Below are 14,139 nucleotides of genomic sequence, written 5' to 3'. Positions count from 1 at the left end.
AGAGTGCGCAAAGTGGCGGCAATTATAAGCCGATAACAGCGCCCAGGTTAAATCCGCGGGGCGCGGCGCCTGCTGCTCAGGCCTGACAGGGGGCGGCTGCGGCGGCTACAATTCGCCACTTACCCTCTCTTCTGTTGCTTCCTTTGCCGGAGTCACCGGCCAGGATTACCGCCATGATTCGCATCAACGAACTGTCTCTGCCCCTCGATCACTCTGCCGATGAACTGCGCCAGGCCATCCTTAAGCGCCTGGGGATCGGCGCCGCCGACCTGCTGAACTTCACCATCTTCAAGCGCAGCTACGATGCGCGAAAGAAGAACAGCGTCATCCTGTTCATCTACATCATCGATCTGGAAGTCCGCGACGAGGCGGCCATCCTGGCGCGTTTCGCCGATGACCAGCACATCCGCCCGGCTCCGGACACCACCTACTACCCGGTCGGCCAGGCCCCGGCCGGCTTGAGCGAGCGCCCGCTGGTGGTCGGTTTCGGCCCCTGCGGCCTGTTCGCCGCGCTGCTGCTGGCGCAGATGGGTTTCAAGCCGATCGTGCTGGAGCGCGGCAAGGATGTGCGCCGGCGCACCAAGGACACCTGGGCGCTGTGGCGCAAGAAGACCCTGACCCCGGAGTCCAACGTGCAGTTCGGCGAGGGCGGTGCGGGTCTGTTCTCCGACGGCAAGCTGTACAGCCAGATCAAGGATCCGAAGTTCTACGGGCGCAAGGTGATGCACGAGTTCGTCCGCGCCGGTGCGCCGGAAGAGATCATGTACGTCAGCAAGCCGCACATCGGCACCTTCCGTCTCACCGGCGTGGTCGCCGCCATGCGCGAAGAGATCATCGCCCTCGGCGGCGAGGTGCGCTTCGAGAGCAAGGTCAGCGACCTGGTGATCGACGACGGCCAGCTCGAAGGCGTGGTGCTGGCTAGTGGCGAGACCATCCGCAGCCGCCACGTGGTGCTGGCGCTGGGCCACAGCTCGCGCGACACCTTCCGCATGCTGCATCGGCAGAATGTGTTCATCGAGGCCAAGCCCTTTGCCATTGGTTTCCGCATCGAGCACCCGCAGTCGCTGATCGACCAGGCCCGCCTGGGCAAGTACGCCGGCCATCCGGAGCTGGGCGCCGCCGACTACAAGCTGGTGCACCACGCCAAGAACGGCCGCGCCGTGTACAGCTTCTGCATGTGCCCGGGTGGCACCGTGGTGGCCGCCACCTCCGAACCGGAGCGGGTGGTCACCAACGGCATGAGCCAATACTCGCGCAACGAGCGCAACGCCAACGCCGGCATCGTCGTCGGCATCAACCCGGAGCAGGATTTCCCTGGCGGCCCGCTGGCCGGCGTGGAGTTCCAGGAGCGCCTGGAATCGCGTGCCTACGAGCTGGGCGGCCGCGACTACTGCGCCCCGGCGCAGCTGGTCGGCGACTTTATTCGCGGCAAGCCGTCGAGCGAGTTTGGCGAGGTGGAGCCTTCGTACAAGCCCGGCGTGCGCCTGGGTGACCTGGCGCCGTCGCTGCCGGAATACGCCATCGAGGCCATCCGCGAGGCGCTGCCAGCCTTCGGCAAGCAGATTCGCGGCTTCGATCGCGATGACGCGGTGCTCACCGGCATCGAGACCCGTACCAGTTCCCCGGTGCGCATCACCCGCGACAACGAGAGCCTGCAGAGCCTCAACCTCAAGGGCCTGTATCCGGCCGGCGAGGGCGCCGGTTATGCCGGCGGCATCCTCTCGGCGGGGGTGGACGGCATCAAGGTGGCCGAGGCGGTGGCCAAGTCGCTGCTGGCCGGGCAGGGCAGCTGATGAAGCTCGACGACATCAAGAAGCTGCAGCAGAAGAAGTACCGCGCCGAGTTCGGCCACTTCCTGGTGGAAGGCGAGCACCTGGTACTGGAGCTGCAGAAGGCGGCGCTGCACAATCCGCAGCTGCAGTGCAGCCAACTGTATGTGACTGCCGCCTATGAGCACTGGCAGAGCCCGTTCAAGACCCAGGTGATCAGCGACCGGCAGATGGCGCAGATCGCCGATACCCAGACGCCGCAGGGCATCATCGCCGTGGTACCGATGCCGGCGCCAGCCGCGCCAGCCGCGCCGGCTGCTGCCGCGGGTGAGCGGGTCATCTACCTGCACGAGATCCAGGATCCGGGCAATCTCGGCACCATCCTGCGCACCCTGTCCTGGTTCGGCGGCTTCCGCTGCCTGCTCAGCCCCGGCAGTGTCGACCCGTACAATCCCAAGGTGGTGCGCTCCAGCATGGGCGCCATCTTCCATGCGCCCCTGGAGCTGGATGTGGCGCTGGACTCCCTGCGCGCGCGCTTCCCACGCATCGCCTGCCTGGACATGACAGGCGAGCCGGTACAGTCCGCCGGCTTCAAGGCTTTCGATTGCTACCTGTTCGGCAACGAAGCCCGCGGCGTGCCCCGCGAGCAACTGCTGGAACTGGGCGCCCAGGCGTTCACCATCCCCGGCAGTGGCGCCATCGAGTCGCTGAACCTGGCCACCACGGTCAACATGTGTGCGTATGAGCTGAACCGCTAGCGGTTCATGGCGGCACGCTCACAGGAGCCCGAGCACGACGGGCTCCGCATTTCTACCAGGCCGCTATTGTGCCAGCATTCGTTGCGCCATCAGAATGACGTCATTTTTCAGGCTTGATACAGCGCGGAAGCGCCGCTAATCCTGGCCTATTTTGTTAAGTCTCGAATGATGGAAGCGCCGCCATGGATCTCACCGCAATGCTGAAAATCCTGTCCAGCCAGGATGGTTCCGATCTCTACCTGTCCACCGGTGCGCCGCCCTGTGCCAAGTTCAACGGCGTGCTCAAGCCGCTCAGCGCCGAGCCGCTCAAGCCCGGCGACGTGGCCGCCATCGCCGCCAGCGTGATGGACGAGCAGCAGCGCGCCGACTTCGACAAGGAACTGGAGATGAACCTGGCGATGTCGGTGCCCAATGTCGGCCGCTTCCGCATCAACATCTTCAAGCAGCGCAACGAGGTGTCCATCGTCGCGCGCAACATCAAGATGGAAATCCCCAAGTTCGAAGACCTCAAGCTGCCGGAAGTGCTGCTCAAAACCATCATGGAGAAGCGCGGCCTGGTGCTGTTCGTCGGCGGCACCGGCTCCGGCAAGTCGACCTCCCTGGCGGCGCTGATCGACTACCGCAACCGCAACAGCGGCGGCCACATCATCACCATCGAAGACCCGGTGGAATACGTGCACCGGCACAAGAAGTCGATCATCAACCAGCGCGAGGTGGGGGTGGACACCCGCAGCTTCCACGCCGCGCTGAAGAACACCCTGCGCCAGGCGCCGGACGTGATCCTGATCGGCGAGATCCGCGACCGCGAGACCATGGAGCATGCCCTGGCCTTCGCCGACACCGGCCACCTGGCGATCTCCACCCTGCACGCCAACAACGCCAACCAGGCGCTGGATCGCATCATCAACTTCTTCCCCGAGGAGCGTCGCCCGCAACTGCTCAACGACCTCGGCAACAACCTCAAGGCGTTCGTCTCCCAGCGCCTGGTCAAGACCGTTGACGGCAAGCGTCGCGCTGCCGTGGAAGTGATGCTCGGCACGCCGACCATCCGCGACCTGATCAAGCGCAACGAGTTCTCCGAGCTCAAGGAGATCATGGAGAAGTCGAAGAACCTCGGCATGCAGACCTTCGACCAGGCCCTGATCGACCTGGTGCACGAGGGCGCCATCGACGAAGAGGAGGCGGTGAAGAACGCCGACTCGGCCAACAACGTGCGCCTCAAGCTCAAGCTGTATCGCGACAACCCGGCCAATGCCGCACCGGCCGCCAGTGCCGCCCCAGCAGCGCCGGCCGCCCCAGCGCCTGCACCAGCAGCGGCACCCGCCAACTGGGCCATGGAGCTCAAGCTGGAGGAGATCGAAGAGGAAAGCGCACCAGAAGATCCGGGGCGCCAAGGGATCTGACGTTTGTCCCTGCCGCACTAGGGTGGTGGCGGCAGGTAGACCTCTATCATGCGCTGCAGGCTGCCGTCCGCACGCATCGATTCGATAGCCTTGCGCAAGGCCTGTACCAGCACAGGGTCACAATCCAGTGAGCAGCCGATGTACATATCGGTCGCAGCCAGGGGCGGGCTCATGCGCAAGGCCGGGCCACCATCCCAGTCATGGCGGCCCTCGGGGATGGTGGTGAACCAGGCATCCACGCGCCCGATTCGCAGCAGTTGTACCGGGCTTTCTCCTAACCGCAACGAATGCAGCTGGTCTTCGCGAAAGCCGTTAGCGCGCAGTATCTCCACCTGCGCAGTGCCTGTTCCCACCGCGATGACTCTGTAGCGCTTGGCTGCTTCGAGACTGGTCACAGGCTCGTCCAGGGTGAAGAAGGCGCGTTGCAACGGCAGAACATTGACCGCCCAAGTGAATCGGGACTCCCGCTCAGGAGTACGCGAGAGCGGGGTAATCAGTACATTGCGTCCCTCCATTACGCGCTTCTGCGCACGCAGCAAGGGAGCGTTGCGCACTACCGCGCGGTATCCGGCGCGCTCTAGCACCGCGAAGGCAACATCCCCGATAAGCCCATGGCGAACACCGCTGATCATCGTCAGGGGCGCAGCTTCCGCCATGTAAATCTCGACCTCCCGAGGTTCGGCCCGGGCGGAGATGCAGACAAGCAGCGCCAGCATGCAGAGACGTGTGCGCAATCCGGGAGTCTCATCGAGCCGAATAGAAATTGAGTATAGAAAGCCAAACAGGCTTGGGTGCTCGAACGGCTTTTATCGGGCGGTGCTGCTGCGTTGGGCGGTGTGAGGGGGGCGGCGACGTTTCAGCGGAAGATGTCGCCTGCCTTACGGTAGGCGGATCATCAAGGGGGAAGCAGTGCTGTCGGTATACGGCTGATAGCAATCATGAACTTGTCCGGCTGTGCGGACTGCAGGGTTGTGCCCTTGAAAGGTCTGATTAGGCATGCAGCCGTATCTCGATGGCAGGGCAGCGCTATTTCGGAAGGCTAAAGTTCTTTGTTTCCTCGGGAGTGCCGCCGAAATTGAACTCTCTTGCTGTCCATGAGTTTTCAGGTTTGTACAGGGTGATTGAGAAGAACTCAGGCTTGTTTTGAAAGCCAACGAAGTAACTGAGGGTCACGTAGCGGTCGTCGACGATGCTTTTCTCAGAAAGCAGCTGGTGAAAGCGATAGTCTCCGAATTTCACGAACTTTGCAGAAATATTGGCTTTCTCGGCAATTCCCTGCGGAGTGCTCCAGTAACCTTCGTTGGGGTACAGGCTGTCAATTGCTTCTGGGATTTTCTTGGCTGCAATTAGCTTTATGAAATTTTCGGGTATGCCATCGTAGTCCTCGGCGGCCAAGACATTGGCGCTGAACGAAATCAGGACTGTAAGAATTACCGAAGTAATAGATTTCACGAAGTATTCCTTTTCTGTGGTCGTTGGATGATGGCTGGTGCGAAATTTCGAATTGGCGATTATGTCGTGCTGGCTAGTTTTTCAACGGCTTCTTTGGCTTGTTTCAGGCTTGCTCCGTGAATTTCTCGATAAACCTTGATAGCAAAAGGCTTGTTGCCGGCGCTAACTAGATTCACAACATGCTGCATTGTTGCCTGGCCAGGCTCTGGATATAGCCCTTTAGCGCGCAGACTCTGGATTTTCATGGAGGTGTAGGTGCGGACGATAATGAAGAGGGCTAGTCCGATTGCTGCATATATGAGAATGGTCATGGCGGCGCTCCTTGCTGCTTGGCTCTACGTGGAGGTCTCGAATGTGGAGAAATCTTCTGATTAGGATTTGTGTGTTGTTGCTGGTTTAACCGAAGCGAGTTTAGAGCCAGTTGTCCTGCCGCTGCTATTTGGTAAGTCTCAATTTTTGCTCAGACTCGACCGTCTGGTTTCGATATGGCAGCTAAGCTAATGGAGATCAGCGCTAGAGTTAAGCGACAGTGCGTGGCGTCGTTTACTGAACGACTTGTTAGATTTTTACACGGCGCTCCATTACGATACTCTGTTTAAATTTTAGAACCGGCTTCCCGTCCACGGAGCAAGTAGTCGCAGATCTGGTTATTTTATTTGTGCCTCCAGCAGAGGTGTACTGAAGGTTAATGAAGGTTCTTTCAGTCCCCTTTAGCGGGATCGTGTAGCTAAATTCTTTAGCATTCTTCTCAATTAGTTCGCTAGGATTGCCAAAGTCAGTGGGTGAATCCTGGTGGTCGTTGCAGATTAAATTTACGTCCCGTCCAAATGAGTCGTACTCTAAAAGATACCCGTACCACATGCAGGGTATGGCCTTATTATTAAAAATGCATATCCCGTTTGCTTTGTATGTTAGTTCTTCGTTCTCTTTGTAAATCGCCCAATTCCCATCTATTTCTCTCATTTCCCCTTGAGAGAATGAAATGACTTTGAAATTTTCATGTTTGCTGCTCTCTGCTTGAGCGCTAGGGCAGGCTGCCAATATAAATAAGAAGCGGAAAATATATTTATTCATCTAGAAGGCCTACGGTTAAGCTGGCGGGTGACAACAAGCGTAGCTTTTTGACGTCCAGTGAACGGAGTGAGCGATAGTTGAGCGCATTGTTAGGCACCTGCCCAAGTGCTGATGGCTTTTGATGCGTACCATAGCATATGCACTAGCGTAACTAGCCTCGCAATATGACCCCATATGTTTATGTTTGTATTTCTTGCGTGCTTCCAGACCAAATACCAGCAAAATATGCTGTAGCAATATAGCGGTGCAATGATTGACAGCCATATTGCTTTTTTAGGGGGCAGGCCCGTGATTTCCACAGCTGAGATCATGGTGCTAATAAAAGCCTGCGAGTAGTACATGTAGTTAAGAACTACATGCCAAGCTACCACTGGCGCGACATATGCCAGCCAGAAAATTTTCCAAAGTTTCGGACCCGTAGTTGGCGAGTACGTCGGCAACGTGCTGGGGTTGTCAGTGGATATTGTGTCGGTTCGGGTTTGTTCCATATGTGCCTAACGATTAAGCTAACGGGCAGACAAAAGCGTAGCTTTTGGCTGTCCAGCGAACGGAGTGAGCGATAGTTGAGCGCATTGTTAGGCTTAATCCGTTGAGTCGTCGAATGCTTCAAGCTCTATCTTTTTGCGAACCCATGATTTCACCCTGCTGACACTTATATTTGAATTGTCTTCAAAGGCAATTTCTGTTCCGTCAGGATCTATTTCGTCATAAATAGGCAGCAAGCTGGATAGGCCTTCAAATACCCAGCGCCCTTTTCTTCCTTTGCCATCTGACCAGTCGCTTTTATTGTCAATTCCTAAGTTGCCGTATTCGATGGCTTTAAAATAGGCTTTCTCACGATCTTCTGCTTTGAAGATTACTGTGTTTGCAAATGCGCGACAGCGGCGCTTATCGTTTGATCTGTCTTCATCATCAAATTCAAAGCGCTCTATTAATGTGGCTACCCACCAGCCGTATGGGCTTATGTTCTTTGTTGGGATCTCATTGCTCATTTAAGTGGGCCTAACTATAAGTAGGCGACATGCCTACATCTGGATAGCTTCCTATATGTAGGAACCTATACCCAGATGTAGCCATCGCGTGGCTATATCTGACCATCACTCTTGGACGATCCGTTCTTTGAGGCCGAGTCTTATCGCGTCGCCGTAGCGGATCAGCCAGACACGGTTATCGGGATCCCACTTGCCGCCGGCTTTTTTCACCAGGCTCTGCAGTTCTGTTTCGGCATAGCGAATGCGCACGGCAACACGCTGGCGTTCTTGGTGCAAACGTGCAGCGGCAGTGTTTAGGGTTGGCGCGAGGATTGGCTTGTGTTCGATGATCAGCTCGACCGTGGTGTAGCTGAGTTGTTTTTCGCGGTCGAGGCGGTAGCGGACGGCGACCAGGCTTTCGCCGTAGATGTCGACGAGGCGTTTGGTGCCGTTACTGCCGGGCTTGAGGGTTTTGACAACTTCCATATTGCCACCTGGGGTTGGAGCGAGCGTCCTTGGTTACTCGCAGTCTGCCCCAGTGATGGCCTTTTGCTCAATATGGCGATGCAATGGGAGCGGCCACTGGATTGGCCGCTCCGCGAGGGTCAGTTACGCAGCTCTGGCAAGTCGCGGTACAGCTCCAGCGCCTGCGGGTTGGCCAGGGCGTCGGTGTTCTTCACCGGTTTGTCGTGCACCACGTTGCGCACGGCCAGTTCGACGATCTTGCCACTGATGGTGCGCGGGATGTCGGCCACGGCGATGACCTTGGCCGGCACATGGCGCGGGGTGGTGTTGGCGCGGATGACCTGGCAGATGCGCTGCTTGAGCTCGTCGTTCAGCGCTACGCCCTCGCGCAGGCGCACGAACAGCACCACGCGCACGTCGCCGTCCCAGTCCTGGCCGATGGCGATGGATTCCAGCACTTCCTCGACCTTTTCCACCTGGCGGTAGATCTCGGCGGTGCCGATGCGTACGCCGCCGGGGTTGAGCACGGCATCCGAGCGGCCATGGATGACCAGACCGCCGTGTTCGGTCTCCTCGGCGTAGTCGCCATGGGCCCACACGCCGGGGAAGGTGTCGAAGTAGGCGCTGCGGAATTTCTCGCCGTCGGCGTCGTTCCAGAAGCCCACCGGCATGGAGGTGAAGTGCTTGGCGCAGACCAGTTCGCCCTTCACGCCGATGACCGGCTTGCCGGCGTCGTCCCATACCTGCACGTCCATGCCCAGGCCCTTGCATTGCAACTCGCCGCGCCACACCGGCAGCACCGGGTTGCCGAGGGCGAAGCAGGAGACGATGTCGGTGCCGCCGGAGATGGAGGACAGGCAGACATCGCGCTTGATATCGCGGTAGACGTACTCGAAGCTCTCGTGGGCCAGCGGCGAGCCGGTCGAGAGGATGGCCTTCAGTCGGCTCAGCTTGTGCGTTTCACGCGGCTTGGCACCGGCCTTTTCCAGGGCGGCGATGAACTTGGCGCTGGTGCCGAAGATGCTGATGTTCTCGGCGTCGATCAGGTCGATCAGGCGGGAGGCAGAAGGGTGGAAGGGCGAGCCGTCGAACAGTACCAGGGTGGCGCCGAGGGCCAGGCCTGAGATCAGCCAGTTCCACATCATCCAGCCGCAGGTGGTGTAGTAGAACAGGGTGTCGTCGGCATGCAGGTCGGCGTGCAGGCCGAGCTCCTTGACGTGCTGCAGTAGGGTGCCGCCGGCACCGTGGACGATGCACTTGGGCACGCCGGTGGTGCCGCTGGAGTAGAGGATGTACAGCGGCTGCTCGAACGGCACCTGGGTGAACTCGGGCTCGCCGCCGGCCTGGTAGAAGTCGCCCCACAGCGCCACAGGTGCGACCGTCTTGAAGTCGCGCGGCTGGGCGTTCGGGTTGGAGTAGGGCACCACCACCAGCTGCTGCAGGCTGGGCAGGCGCTCGAGAATCTCGTTGAGCTTGGGCGTCAGGTCGAGGTTCTTGCCGGCGTAGCGGTAGCCAGCGGCGGCGATCAGTACCTTGGGCTCGATCTGGCCGAAGCGGTCGATCACGCCCTGGGTGCCGAAGTCCGGCGAGCAGCTCGACCAGGTGGCGCCGAGGCTGGTGGTGGCGAGCATGCCGACCAGGGTCTGCCAGGTGTTGGGCATGAAGGCGGCGACGCGATCGCCAATGCCGACGCCGGCGGCCTTCAGGCTGCGTTGCAGACCGGCGACATGGGCGGCCAATTCCGCGTAGCTGAGCTGCTCGCGCGAGCCGTCCTCACCGATGGCGACCAGCGCCGGATGATCGTCGCGGCGGCGCAGCAGGTGTTCGGCGAAGTTCAGAGTGGCGCCAGGGAACCAGTGCGCGCTGGGCATGGCTGCACCTTCACGCAGCACGGCCGCGGGCTGGGCGCTGAAGCGCACCTCGAAGAAGTCGACGATGGCCTGCCAGAACGCCTCGCGCTTGTCCACGCTCCAGGCATGCAGGGCCGGGTAGTCGGCCAGTTGCAGGGCGTGGCGGCGGTTGACGAAGAGGCGGAAGGCATCCATGCGGGTAGCGGCGATGCGTTCGGCGGAGGGGGCCCAAAGTGGTTGGTTCATGCGGCAATCCTGAACTTCTTGTATGTGTCGATTGTAGGGTAAGGACAGAGCCTATTTACGCCCCCCTGACTCGCGGCCAGACCGCGTTAATAACGCCCTCAGAATGCTCATTTACAACCCGTAAACTGCGCTTCTTCGGCCGTTGTTGCCTTGTCTGGCTCTAATTCAGAGGCTCGTAAACAGACTCCTACTGGGCGAGCCAGCCACCGTCCATGTTCCAGGCGGCGCCACGTACCTGTTCGGCGGCCTCGCTGCAGAGGAACAGGGCCAGCGCGCCGAGCTGTTCGGGGGTGACGAAATCCAGTGACGGTTGTTTCTCGGCCAGCAGGTCATGGCGCGAGCGGGCGACGTCGCCATCCACGGCGCGGGCGTCGATCTGCTTCTGCACCAGCGGGGTCAGCACCCAGCCCGGGCAGATGGCGTTGCAGGTGACGCCCGTGGTGGCGGTTTCCAGCGCCACGCTCTTGGTCAGGCCGACCAGGCCGTGTTTGGCCGCCACGTAGGCGCTCTTGCCGGCCGAGGCCGCCAGGCCGTGGGCCGAGGCGATGTTGATGATCCGCCCCCAGTTGCGCGCGCGCATGCCCGGCAGCGCCAGGCGCGTGGTGTGGAAGGCGGAGCTGAGGTTGATGGCGATGATCGAATCCCAGCGCTCCACCGGGAATTCCTCCACCGGCGCCACATGCTGGATGCCGGCGTTGTTGACCAGGATATCGACGCCGCCGAACTGTTCCTCGGCGTAGCGCACCAGGGTTTCGATCTCCACAGGCTTGCTCATGTCCGCCGGGTGGTGGCGCACCTGGCCGCCGTGGACGGTTACGGCCGCCACGGCCGCCTCCACGTCACCGAAGCCGTTGAGCACCAGGTTGGCGCCGGCTTCGGCCAGCTTGAGGGCGATGCCTAAGCCGATGCCGCTGGTGGAACCGGTGACCAGGGCGGTCTTGCCTTGCAGATTCATATGCTTCTCCTGTTGCACGGGCCGCCTCGGCGGCCCGGTCGCGGGCTACACCCGCCCTACGGTTAAACGATGCCGGTGGCGTAGAACACGCCGATCACGACGAACACGGCCAGGGTCTTGATCAGGGTAATACCGAAGATGTCCTTGTACGCCTCGCGGTGGGTCAGGCCGGTGACTGCCAACAGGGTGATCACCGCGCCGTTGTGCGGCAGGGTGTCCATGCCGCCGGAGGCCATCGAGGCGACGCGGTGCAGCACTTCCAGCGGGATATTGGCGGCGTTGGCGGCCTGGATGAAGGTGTCGGACATGGCTGCCAGAGCGATGCTCATGCCGCCCGAGGCCGAGCCGGTGATGCCGGCCAGCAGGGTGACGGTGACCGCTTCGTTGACCAGCGGGTTGGGGATGCTTTTCAGCGCATCGGCCAGTACCAGGAAGCCGGGCAGCGAGGCGATCACCGCGCCGAAGCCGTATTCCGAGGCGGTGTTCATCGATGCCAGCAGCGCACCGCCGACCGCAGTCTTGGTGCCTTCGGCGAGCTTGGCCTTGATTGCGCGGAAGCCGCAGATCAGCACCAGCAGAATGCCCAGCAGCAGCGCGGCCTGCACGGCCCAGATGCCGGTCAGCTTGGCCACTTCGCTGGTCACCGGCTGCGCCATGCCGGCCAGTTGCAGGCTGTGGGTCTTGCCGTAGATTTCCGGAATCCAGCGGGTGAACAGCAGGTTGGACAGGCCCACCAGCACCAGCGGCGACAGCGCCAGCCAGGGGTTGGGCAGGGCCAGGTCGTCCGCCGTCTCTGGCTCGTTGCGCAGCTCGGTGCCGTAGCCCTCGCCGCTGCGCTTGGCCTTGTTCAGCTGGCGGCGCAGATAGAGCATGCCGACGCTGAACACGAACAGGGTGCCGATCACGCCCAGCCACGGCGCCGCCCAGGAGGTGGTGCCGAAGAAGGTGGTGGGGATGATGTTCTGGATCTGCGGGGTGCCGGGCAGGGCGTCCATGGTGAAGCTGAACGCGCCGAGGGCGATGGTGGCCGGGATCAGGCGCTTGGGGATGTTGCTCTGGCGGAACATCTCGGCGGCGAATGGGTACACGGCGAACACCACCACGAACAGCGACACGCCGCCGTAGGTGAGCAGGGCGCAGACCAGCACGATCACCAGCATGGCCTGGTTGGTGCCGAGCAGGCGGATGGCGGCGGCGACGATGGAGCGCGAGAAGCCGGATAGTTCGATCAGCTTGCCGAACACGGCGCCGAGCAGGAACACCGGGAAGTACAGTTTGATGAAGCCGACCATCTTCTCCATGAACACGCCGGTGAAGGCGGGCGCCACGGCGGATGGGTCGGTGAGCAGCACGGCGCCGAGGGCGGCGATGGGGGCGAAGAGGATGACGCTGTAGCCGCGGTACGCGGCCAGCATCAGCAGGGCTAGGGCCGCGAGGGCGATGATCACGCTCATGGAGCTGTCTCCTGGCGCCGCGTCGCTGCGCGGCATTCATTGTTGTTGTCGGCGACCGGAGAGGGCGCGGAGCAGGAGATAGCGACTTCCATGCCAAATATTTAACTTATTGAAATTAAAGGATTATCTTGATTTTTTATGAATTGGATTTTAGTGCTTTGTCTCTAAATAGAGACGTCATTTGCGCAGATGCCAGAAAGTTCGGGCTTCAGGTCGTGTCTCCACATGGAGACATGTGTCTCTGTTTCAGGACGAAAGCCCCAGGGCGAGCATCTTCTTGTACAGGGTGGAGCGCCCCAGCCCCAGGTGTTTGGCGGCCTCCGGCACGTTGTTGGAGTGTTCGGCCAAGGCCTGGCGAATCAGCTCGCGCTCGTAGGCTTCAAGGGCTGCAGAGAGGCTGGTGGCTGGCGAAGCAATGGCGTCTGGCGCCGCCGCGCGGTGCCTGGGCAGCGGCACGAGTCGGCCGATGGCCGAGCGCAGAGCTTCTGCGCCCAGGCTCGGCTCGTCGCTCAATAGGGTCGTGCGCTCCAGCACGTTGCGCAGCTCGCGGATATTGCCCGGCCAGGCATGGCTGGCGAGCAGGGTCTGGGCCTCGTTGTCCAGCTCATGATGGCCGGGTAGCTCGTCGAGGATCGCCTCGCACAGTGCCGGCAGGTCGTCCAGGCGCTCGCGCAGCGGCGGCAGCTGGATCGGCAGGACGTTGAGGCGGTAGTACAGGTCGGCGCGGAAGCGGCCCTCCTGTACAGCGGCCTCCAGATCCAGCGAGGTGGCGGCGATCAGGCGCACGTCGCTGCGGCGTACTTCGTTGGAGCCGACCGGCTCGAACTCCTTCTCCTGCAGCACGCGCAGCAGCTTGCTCTGCAGGGCCAGCGGCATGTCGCCGATCTCGTCGAGGAACAGGGTGCCGCCCTGGGCGATCTGCAGCTTGCCGGAGCGGCCCTTGCGGTCGGCGCCGGTGAAGGCGCCGGGCGCGGTGCCGAAGAACTCGGCCTCCAGCAGGGTTTCCGGAATCGCCGCGCAGTTGACGCTGACGAAGGGCTTGTGCGCCCGCGGCGAAGAGCTGTGAATGGCATGGGCCAGCAGCTCCTTGCCGGTGCCGGTTTCGCCGAGCAGCAGCACCGGCGACTCGCTGGCTGCACCGCGACGGGCGCGGCGCTTGACCTCCAGACTGGCGGCGCTGGTACCGATGAAGTGGGCGAAGCTGTATTTGGCCTGGCGCGCCTGCAGCAGCGAGCGGGTCGAGGCCAGCTCCTCCTGGATCTGCATGAAGCGGGTCACCAGCGGCGCCAGGTTGCGCAGCTGGTCGAACAGGGCGAAGCCGATGGCGCCGATCACCGCGCCGGCATCGTCGTGCACCGGCAGGCGCATCACCACCAGCGGGCCGCCGGGGGTATCGAGCATGTCCAGCAGGATAGGTTCGCCGGTCTCCACTACCTGGCGCAGCAGGCTGGACGGGATGACCTTCTCCACTTCCTGGCCGATCGCCTGGCTGGCGTCGTCCAGGCCATAGCGGCGGGCGTAGCGCTCGTTCATCCAGACGATGCGCGCGTCCTTGTCGACGATCACCGTGCCCTCGCTGGACTGCTCGACGATCTCGAACAGCGAGCGGATCGCCAACAGGCGTACGTGCTGGTAGTCGCGCAGGGTGGAGGCGTCTTTCATCGCTGATCTCGCTGGTTAAGAAGGTTCCGCGGGTTTCACCCGCCCGACGATTCGGCTCGCGTAGGGCGGGTGCAACCCGC

Annotated in this window: 13 protein-coding genes; 3 read left to right on the top strand and 10 right to left on the bottom strand. The window is 61.5% G+C overall.

The annotated features are described in order from the left end of the window. Positions 1–173 precede the first annotated feature (173 nt). From A9179_RS11050 to A9179_RS11040, 3 genes are all read left to right on the top strand, one after another. Positions 174–1,793, top strand: coding sequence for an NAD(P)/FAD-dependent oxidoreductase (locus A9179_RS11050; protein ID WP_187805853.1), 1,620 nt, complete (start codon positions 174–176; stop codon positions 1,791–1,793). Then, positions 1,793–2,527 carry a TrmH family RNA methyltransferase gene (locus A9179_RS11045; RefSeq protein WP_187805852.1) on the top strand — a complete coding sequence of 245 codons (735 nt, stop codon included), beginning with the start codon at positions 1,793–1,795 and terminating at the stop codon, positions 2,525–2,527. The genes A9179_RS11050 and A9179_RS11045 overlap by 1 nt, the downstream gene beginning before the upstream one ends. Positions 2,528–2,709: 182 nt before the next feature. Beyond that, entirely contained in the window at positions 2,710–3,930 is a 1,221-nt protein-coding gene (locus tag A9179_RS11040; RefSeq protein WP_187805851.1) for a PilT/PilU family type 4a pilus ATPase, read from the top strand. 17 nt (positions 3,931–3,947) lie between these two features. Here the strand turns inward: A9179_RS11040 and A9179_RS11035 are convergent, their stop codons facing one another. The 10 genes from A9179_RS11035 to A9179_RS10990 all read right to left on the bottom strand — a co-directional run bounded on the left by A9179_RS11035 (position 3,948) and on the right by A9179_RS10990 (position 14,059). Next, a complete protein-coding gene (locus A9179_RS11035; RefSeq protein ID WP_187805850.1) occupies positions 3,948–4,646 on the bottom strand; it encodes a substrate-binding periplasmic protein in 699 nt (232 codons plus the stop codon). 310 nt (positions 4,647–4,956) lie between these two features. After that, on the bottom strand, positions 4,957–5,382 hold the full coding sequence (locus A9179_RS11030) for a hypothetical protein (protein WP_187805849.1): 426 nt from the start codon (positions 5,380–5,382) through the stop codon (positions 4,957–4,959). A 59-nt stretch (positions 5,383–5,441) separates the two neighbouring features. Then, entirely contained in the window at positions 5,442–5,693 is a 252-nt protein-coding gene (locus A9179_RS11025; RefSeq protein ID WP_187805848.1) for a hypothetical protein, read from the bottom strand. Positions 5,694–5,940: 247 nt separating this feature from the next. Next, on the bottom strand, positions 5,941–6,456 hold the full coding sequence (locus tag A9179_RS11020) for a hypothetical protein (protein WP_187805847.1): 516 nt from the start codon (positions 6,454–6,456) through the stop codon (positions 5,941–5,943). Between the two features lie 581 nt (positions 6,457–7,037). After that, positions 7,038–7,448, bottom strand: a complete 411-nt coding sequence (locus A9179_RS11015) for a DUF4288 domain-containing protein (RefSeq protein ID WP_187805846.1) — start codon at positions 7,446–7,448, stop codon at positions 7,038–7,040. A 105-nt stretch (positions 7,449–7,553) separates the two neighbouring features. After that, positions 7,554–7,913 carry a hypothetical protein gene (locus A9179_RS11010; RefSeq protein ID WP_187805845.1) on the bottom strand — a complete coding sequence of 120 codons (360 nt, stop codon included), beginning with the start codon at positions 7,911–7,913 and terminating at the stop codon, positions 7,554–7,556. 119 nt (positions 7,914–8,032) lie between these two features. Continuing rightward, the gene (locus tag A9179_RS11005) at positions 8,033–9,988 is read right to left on the bottom strand and encodes an acetoacetate--CoA ligase (RefSeq protein ID WP_187805844.1); all 1,956 of its coding nucleotides are present in this window, start codon (positions 9,986–9,988) and stop codon (positions 8,033–8,035) included. Between the two features lie 187 nt (positions 9,989–10,175). Further along, positions 10,176–10,943, bottom strand: coding sequence for a 3-hydroxybutyrate dehydrogenase (locus tag A9179_RS11000; protein WP_187805843.1), 768 nt, complete (start codon positions 10,941–10,943; stop codon positions 10,176–10,178). A gap of 62 nt (positions 10,944–11,005) precedes the next feature. Continuing rightward, on the bottom strand, positions 11,006–12,397 hold the full coding sequence (locus A9179_RS10995; protein ID WP_187805842.1) for a GntP family permease: 1,392 nt from the start codon (positions 12,395–12,397) through the stop codon (positions 11,006–11,008). A gap of 246 nt (positions 12,398–12,643) precedes the next feature. Further along, positions 12,644–14,059, bottom strand: a complete 1,416-nt coding sequence (locus A9179_RS10990; protein ID WP_187805841.1) for a sigma-54 interaction domain-containing protein — start codon at positions 14,057–14,059, stop codon at positions 12,644–12,646. Positions 14,060–14,139 lie beyond the last annotated feature (80 nt).

Source organism: Pseudomonas alcaligenes (assembly GCF_014490745.1).
Taxonomy (GTDB): domain Bacteria; phylum Pseudomonadota; class Gammaproteobacteria; order Pseudomonadales; family Pseudomonadaceae; genus Aquipseudomonas; species Aquipseudomonas alcaligenes_C.
This window is presented reverse-complemented; position numbering and strand designations above follow the sequence as displayed.

Bases quoted from the DNA above. Each gene is read 5' to 3' on its own strand.
- A9179_RS11050 (WP_187805853.1), top strand. From the start codon at position 174: ATGATTCGCATCAACGAACTGTCTCTGCCCCTCGATCACTCTGCCGAT.
- A9179_RS11045 (WP_187805852.1), top strand. From the start codon at position 1,793: ATGAAGCTCGACGACATCAAGAAGCTGCAGCAGAAGAAGTACCGCGCC.
- A9179_RS11040 (WP_187805851.1), top strand. From the start codon at position 2,710: ATGGATCTCACCGCAATGCTGAAAATCCTGTCCAGCCAGGATGGTTCC.
- A9179_RS11035 (WP_187805850.1), bottom strand. From the start codon at position 4,646: ATGCTGGCGCTGCTTGTCTGCATCTCCGCCCGGGCCGAACCTCGGGAG.
- A9179_RS11025 (WP_187805848.1), bottom strand. From the start codon at position 5,693: ATGACCATTCTCATATATGCAGCAATCGGACTAGCCCTCTTCATTATC.
- A9179_RS11020 (WP_187805847.1), bottom strand. From the start codon at position 6,456: ATGAATAAATATATTTTCCGCTTCTTATTTATATTGGCAGCCTGCCCT.
- A9179_RS11015 (WP_187805846.1), bottom strand. From the start codon at position 7,448: ATGAGCAATGAGATCCCAACAAAGAACATAAGCCCATACGGCTGGTGG.
- A9179_RS11010 (WP_187805845.1), bottom strand. From the start codon at position 7,913: ATGGAAGTTGTCAAAACCCTCAAGCCCGGCAGTAACGGCACCAAACGC.
- A9179_RS11005 (WP_187805844.1), bottom strand. From the start codon at position 9,988: ATGAACCAACCACTTTGGGCCCCCTCCGCCGAACGCATCGCCGCTACC.
- A9179_RS11000 (WP_187805843.1), bottom strand. From the start codon at position 10,943: ATGAATCTGCAAGGCAAGACCGCCCTGGTCACCGGTTCCACCAGCGGC.
- A9179_RS10995 (WP_187805842.1), bottom strand. From the start codon at position 12,397: ATGAGCGTGATCATCGCCCTCGCGGCCCTAGCCCTGCTGATGCTGGCC.
- A9179_RS10990 (WP_187805841.1), bottom strand. From the start codon at position 14,059: ATGAAAGACGCCTCCACCCTGCGCGACTACCAGCACGTACGCCTGTTG.